Annotated in this window: 2 protein-coding genes and 1 pseudogene; 1 reads left to right on the top strand and 2 read right to left on the bottom strand. The window is 47.5% G+C overall.

Annotated features, from left to right (window positions below):
• Nucleotides 1-420: pseudogene (locus H6F50_RS08100) on the top strand (class I SAM-dependent methyltransferase); the annotation flags it as partial.
• Nucleotides 421-882: 462 nt separating this feature from the next.
• Here H6F50_RS08100 and H6F50_RS08095 read toward each other — a convergent pair.
• Together H6F50_RS08095 and H6F50_RS08090 are read right to left on the bottom strand one after the other, a co-directional pair.
• Nucleotides 883-1,737, bottom strand: coding sequence for a thermonuclease family protein (locus H6F50_RS08095; RefSeq protein ID WP_190428211.1), 855 nt, complete (start codon nucleotides 1,735-1,737; stop codon nucleotides 883-885).
• Nucleotides 1,738-2,206: 469 nt separating this feature from the next.
• Entirely contained in the window at nucleotides 2,207-3,052 is an 846-nt protein-coding gene (locus tag H6F50_RS08090; protein ID WP_347277148.1) for an aldo/keto reductase, read from the bottom strand.
• Nucleotides 3,053-3,192: the final 140 nt, after the last annotated feature.

Raw genomic sequence — 3,192 nt, 5'->3', positions numbered from 1 at the left:
GAATGTTTTAATTACCTGTTTGACCCCGACCACCAAACACTTACCCAGGTGTTCCAACGCATCTATGATGCTCTCGCGCCGGGAGGCGTTTTTATCTTTGATATTGCAGAACCTGGACAGCTGACTTCTGCAACTCCAGTCAAAAGCTTTACTGAAGGCGAAGATTGGATTGTTTTGGTAGAAAAACAGGAAGACTCACAGCACATCTTGACTCGGCGAATCATTACCTTTCGGCAAGTAGGAAACGATTATCGTCGAGATGACGAGGTTCATTGCCAGCAACTCTATGCAGCAGCAGAAATTGCCACGATGCTGCAACAGGTAGGCTACCAAGTCGAAATTCAGCGTTGTTATGGTCAGTTTGCTTTACCCAACGCCCATGCTGCATTGATTGCCAGAAAGCCTATGAGCAACTCTTGACTCTTCCCGGTTGTTCCGGCAGCCATGAAGACTTTAAGCGATCGCAACTTAAGACGATGCGAGGAAACGTTACGGATGAATGAGATCGCTTGCCACTTAACTATCCTGCCTGACCAAATCATCTATGCCACAATCTAACCCACATCGGCGTTGCTGAAAAGTAATGATTTTTCCACGAAGGAATCTGCTTGTGAAATAGCTATAGCATTACCAAATCAGCAACGCCCCCACATCTTTTGTGCAATCTGCGTCTGTCCAACGTGGACAGTAGCGGTTTTGAGAAGCGGCACGACAAACAAGTCCCTAGGGGAGGCTGGCGAAAATAATGCAGCAGTTGTTCGTGGGGGAGCAAGGGAGCAGGGGAGCGGGAAAGAAAACTGCCTTTGAAGTCACTCAGTAACTGCTGCAAAACTTCTGCCAGCCTCCCCTAGTGTTCTGCTATGGACTTTTGTAAGAAGATGCTTACGAAAAGATAGAGGAAGTAGTAATACTTGCAGCAATCCGCTCTAAGCGCACATCAGACTCAAACATCATCTCCTCAGGTTTGTAGAGCATTTTAATCTTATTCCCCTCAGCTTCTAGTGCTGTGGAAAACTTGATTGCTCGTCCATCAGGAATGGTAACAAGCCGATCTTTTCCCCTGGATAACTCTCTAATAAACTCCCCAATTCCTTTTTCGCGATTAGACCGACGTTGATAAAACGATTCAAGTCGCCGCCAAAGTTTAGGAAAGATAGGTGGTAATTTTGAGAGATCGGGAGGTACATCAACTTGGAAACCCTCTGTCGAGCGATCGGCTGACCAAATTCTTCTATTTGCTGCTCGCGCCTCCTCTGTTGCACCCACCATCTCATCGCGCAACTCTTTATAGAGGGTTTCATAGAACATAGGATAGACATGCCCTTCTCGGAGAAGCTTGTAGTTGACGCTTTCACGCAACAAGTCGGCTTTTAGTTCATACCCTCTTCCAGCATTGTCCCAATCAGGTGGATTGCCGGTAAAGACGAAGCAAACAGGTCGTCCATTCCCATCGGCATGGCTAGAAAGGATATATCCTGGCAATCCGGACTTTTTGCCCCCAAGTAACTCAATATTACGTTCGGTAGCGTCTGAGGAAAATGGTTTAATCGCCGCTTTCTCAAGAGCATCTATGCCTTCGTACCGAAGCTGCACTTGACCACCGCTCTTGAATTCGATTCGCCCCTCTAACTTGTCAAACAATACATCATCATCATTGTTTGCCTTAAACCGAACTGAATCTCCATCGGGAACCCCACTAGTTGGGTCAAAAGTACCTTGAATAAGCACAAACGGCATAATTTAGTCCTTGTTGTTAAAGAGTTCAGTAGATCAACTACAGCCTATAGGGGGTGCAATCAGGATAGATGAAAAATAGAGCTACCAAACCTTGAACCTTATTAGGGAGATTTGAGCAAAATCATTTCTTCTATAGGTCTGAAGAAGTGGTTTTGCGCGAGAGGAGCGATCAGCGACAATAGAAATCTCAACTCAAGAAAGCCGCTACTGCCTCTAGAACCCCAAATGGACACCATCAAGTACCTCCTGTCGGACGACCAAATGCCCACTGCCTGGTATAAAATTCAGACGGATTGCTCATTTGAGGCACTATCCAACGTAAGATAAATTCAGTTGAGTACCTATTCTTGAGGTTAGGTAAACTCGATTACCGGAGTTAACGCGATCGCGAGTAGGAGGCAGTTTGCCCAGCCTATTGCTGCCCCCCAACCAGCCGAGTGAGGCAATTAACCCCTGGAGAAGTAAGTCGTTAAAGCATTTGTAGAGGAACAGGTTTAGTGGGTGGTGGGAAGGCAGCATCCAAGGTAGCCAATTCATCAGCACTCAATTTCAAATTCAGGGCAGCATAATTCTGCTCTACATGGTCAATCCGGCTGGATTTGGGAATCACAATCACATTCTCTTGATGCAACAACCAAGCGATCGCCACTTGAGCCGCAGTGACTTCTCGTTCTTGGGCAATCGCCTTGAGTGCTTGATTGTTCAACAAACGCCCTTGCTCAATCGGGGAATACGCCATGATTGGGATACCTTGTTGCCGACACCAGGGCAGTAGATTCCACTCAATTCCCCGTCGCATCAGGTTGTAGAGGACTTGATTGGTAGCAATTCCTTTCCCATCCTTCAACCCAATCGCTTCTTCCATATCCTTGGCATCAAAATTACTCACTCCATAGCTGCGAATTTTGCCGGATTGTTGAAGCGTCGCCAATGCTTCCAGCGTCTCTCCCAGCGGCACAGAACCGCGCCAGTGCAGTAGGTAAAGGTCAAGATAGTCAGTTTTCAACCGCTGGAGACTTCTTTCGCAGGCAGCAATTGTCCCTCGTTTCGAGGCGTTATGAGGGTAGACCTTGCTGACTAGAAAGACTTCCGCCCGACGAGAAGCGATCGCGTGGGCGATTACTTCTTCTGCACCGCCTTCGCCATACATTTCGGCAGTGTCAATCAGAGTTAGACCCCGATCGAGTCCGTGGCGTAAGGCATCTATTTCGCTTTGGCGATTCCTGGCATTTTCCCCCATCTGCCAGGTGCCCATGCCAAGAACCGGAATTAATTGTCCAGAAGGTAGTTTAAGAGTTCGCACGGCAGTTTCTATCCATTCAAGCTATTGCCCTTGAGCGCATTTTTGGCTGACGCATGGGCATGGCATCAATTGTAGAGAAAAGCGCTGTTGTGGGAAACGCAATGAGCTTGTAGTTCTGCTTGCACTTGTTCTCATCGCAATGCGGCGATCGC

Origin of the sequence: Coleofasciculus sp. FACHB-712 (assembly GCF_014695635.1) — a bacterium.
Taxonomy (GTDB): domain Bacteria; phylum Cyanobacteriota; class Cyanobacteriia; order Cyanobacteriales; family FACHB-T130; genus FACHB-T130.
Note: the sequence above shows the minus strand (reverse complement) of the source record. Positions and strands in the feature narration are given on the sequence as shown.